General features: G+C 47.4%; 1 protein-coding gene and 1 pseudogene. Both read left to right on the forward strand.

The annotated features are described in order from the left end of the window. Window positions 1-741, forward strand: a pseudogene (locus tag J0895_RS17800) (type I-D CRISPR-associated helicase Cas3'); the annotation flags it as partial. A 120-nt stretch (window positions 742-861) separates the two neighbouring features. Further along, the coding region (gene cas10d, locus J0895_RS17805; protein ID WP_207089353.1) for a type I-D CRISPR-associated protein Cas10d/Csc3 at window positions 862-3,363 on the forward strand (2,502 nt) is incomplete at its 3' end.

The raw sequence follows: 3,363 nt of genomic DNA on the forward strand, positions 1-3,363 counted from the left end.
CAAGGGATGATGGTCACCATGAGTCAGGAAAATAGTCGGGTCAGTCAACCGATCCGAGATTGTATGACAGAGGACCTGAATCGAGTCTATCCCAATCGTCTGGAATCAGCCCGCCGTCAATGGTTTGGGATGATGGGGAATCCAGTGGGAAAAGCCACCCAAGGGGAACTCTTACGGTTTCGTGGGGGAACGGCACTTCAAGCGGCGGTGTGGGATGGACTACGATTTTATACTTATGATTTGCTGCGGTTGTTGCCTTATGCTCTCGTGGAACTCTGCGATCGCCAGACTTTTCTCACCGCTGCCACCGCTGCCGGTTATGGCATCGAATCCTTTCCGGAAGCTTATATCCAGGTGTATTTACGAGTGCAGGAATGGGTGGAGGACCGGATTTTTCTCAGTTTATCTACCAGTCGAGATACTTCTGAGTTACACCCTTGCGAACTCTCGTTGCTCGATCGCCTGATGACTGTCGGACATCCCCAAGAGGAGGTCAAACGCTGTCTACAGCGGCGCAAGTTCCTGGCATTCCTGGTTCCGGTAAATCGCACTCAAACCAGTAGTCATTGGCAAGTGGGATATCAGTTAAAATTGCCCCCTACCTTTGGATTATATCGCCTCACTGATACAGGAGGTCAAGCTTATGCTTGTGCTTTTAACCAAGATGCGCTGTTATTGGAGGCATCCAAGTGGAAGTTACAACGGTTTTGCCGCAGTCAACCCAAATCCTTGATATTTTAAAGTATTCCGGTGACGAAAGCTGATACTGAGTCACGCACAACAGGAGATTCTACCTCCAGTCCCCTACCCAGTCTAGTCGTCGTAACGACAGAGTAACCTCACTTAATTTAATCACCACTCATGGCAAGCTTACTCCAAAACGCAATTAAAATCACTCTAGACCCGAATACAGATCCAATTTTAACCCAATATATTGACCTCGTACTCCCCGCAGTCGATCGCGAATTTAGTGCGATTTCAGCATTAGGCGGGGATTATGAGACACACTATCAGCAGTTAAAACAACGGGGGGATAACCACGCAGCAAAAAAAGCGCAACGATGGAGCGATCGCCCGGACCAAAATTTATGTGTTCATGTCCTGAATGCTTTATTAATCGCATGGAATCTCGGTGAAACCTATCTAAACTCGCCATTATCCGAAGAAGAAAAACGCTTGTTATGTTTGGGAATTACCCTCCATGATTATAACAAATATTGTCACGGTCAGGGGGAAGAATCTCCCAAGGCGTATGAAATTCACGAAATTTTATCCCTGTGCCAGGAGATGGGACGGCGATTAAATTTTCAGGCATTTTGGCCGGAGTGGGAATCCTATCTATCAGATATCGGATTTTTGGCGCAAAATACCCAGTTTAAAATAGGAACCAATCCCTATCCGAGCAATTGGCCTGAATTTGCGATCGCTGACTCGCGGCGATTGACAACTTTCCCCTTGCGTCACTTACTGGGATTTGCTGATATTGCCGTGCATTTAAAGGACCCGGCAGATATTAGTACCGAAACGGCAGGGGACCGACTTCGAGAGCATTTAGGCTGGTTGGGAATTCGCAAAAAATTGGTGTATCATCGTCTCCGCGATAGTATCGGCATTCTCACCAATGGCATTCACAATGCAACCCTCAATTTTGCAGCAGAACAAGACTGGAAGCCGTTAATCTTTTTTGCCCGAGGGGTGGTTTATTTGGCTCCATTGCAATCAGAAACTCCCAGTCGAGAGGGGTTAAAAGAGTTTATTTGGCAGCAAATTTCGCAAGTTCTCAGCCAGAAAATGTTGGAGGGAGATATTGGATTCAAACGGGATGGTAAGGGGTTAAAGGTTGCCCCCCAAACTTCTGAATTGTTTACCCCGGCAGATTTGATTCGCAAACTCCCTCCGGTGATTGAGGTGCGGGTGAATAATCCAAATAATTTGGCAACGCCGAAGCGCTTGGATAAGCTGGTGACGGAGAACAAATTGACCCCGGAGGAACGGCAGTACCTGGCTGGGGGGGAGGATTTAAGGAGCGATCGCCTAGCGGAGTTCTTGATTGTTGTCCAGCGGGAATTTTTAGTGAATTGTCCCGATTATGCAAACTGGATTTTGGAGGCGTTAAGTTTAAAAGATTGCTTGACTTTAGAAGAAATTCAGATTACAATTGGAGGGGTTAATTATGGATGGTATCGAGCAGCGGCTCATTACTTCTGTCAGCATGGAACCCTGGATGCGGAACAAACCCTGGAACTGTTAACTGATTTAGCCAATCGGTTGGCAGATTGGGCGACGGAGCATCAATTCTTACCAGAATACCGCAGTCCCACTCGGGAAATTTTCAATCAATATTTAGAGCGGTATTTAGACATAGCCGGATGGGAACCCATTATTCCCCCCTTTGAGGTGGAATTAGCCACCTATTCCTTCGCCAAAACTCGCAAAGGTAAACAACCGATTTGCTCCCTGAGTTCCGGTGAATTTGCCTCCGAGGACCAAATGGATTCCGTGGTTTTATTTAAACCCCAGCAATATAGTAATAAAAATGCCCTTGGAGGCGGACAAATTAAGCGCGGGATTTCTAAAATTTGGTCTTTGGAAATGCTATTAAGGCAAGCATTGTGGTCCGTGCGTTCGGGAAAATTAGAAGAACAACAGCCGGTTTTTCTGTACATTTTCCCCGCCTACGTTTATGCACCGCAAATGATCCGCGCCATTCGGGTTTTGATGGGAGAACTCCAATCCGTGAGTTTGTGGAAAATTCGTCAACATTGGCTCGATCGCCGGATGGATGTTAGCCAGTTATCGGAGTTAGACTGGTTACAAGAGGACCGAGAATTGGGGGAACAGGCTAGGCAATTCTATGATACCAAAGATTTGCCATTTATGGCCACAACCTACACCACAACCCTGGGAAAAACGGTGACGGATGCCTGGGTTTACCCGGCATTTCTTGCGCTGGTACTGCCTAAATTGCTGGGAGTGCGGGTGGTGGCAACCAGCAGCAATGTTCCCTTATATAGTAGCGATCGCGAGTTTGTCGGTTCTGCGGTATTAGATGGCGCAGCGGGATTTTGGTCTTTGCTACAATGTCCCTCCTCGGTTCGCACGGAACAACTCGACTGCATCCTGATCCGCCTGTTGATTGTCTACAGCTTACACTTAGACAACCGCAGCAATCCCCCGGATGCGCGGTGGGGAGCGCTTAATGGTACTGTGAGAGAGGTGATGACGGATATTTTGAATATCTTCGCGATCGCCCAAGAAGGATTGCGATCGCACAAACGAGACTACCCCTCCCCGGAAGAAGTGGAACGCTATTGGCAATTTGCTCAAATTTGGTCTCAACTGGATAACGCTATGGTAGAAAAA

Source organism: Phormidium pseudopriestleyi FRX01, from assembly GCF_017313335.1.
GTDB classification, from domain to species: Bacteria; Cyanobacteriota; Cyanobacteriia; order Cyanobacteriales; family Laspinemataceae; genus Laspinema; species Laspinema pseudopriestleyi.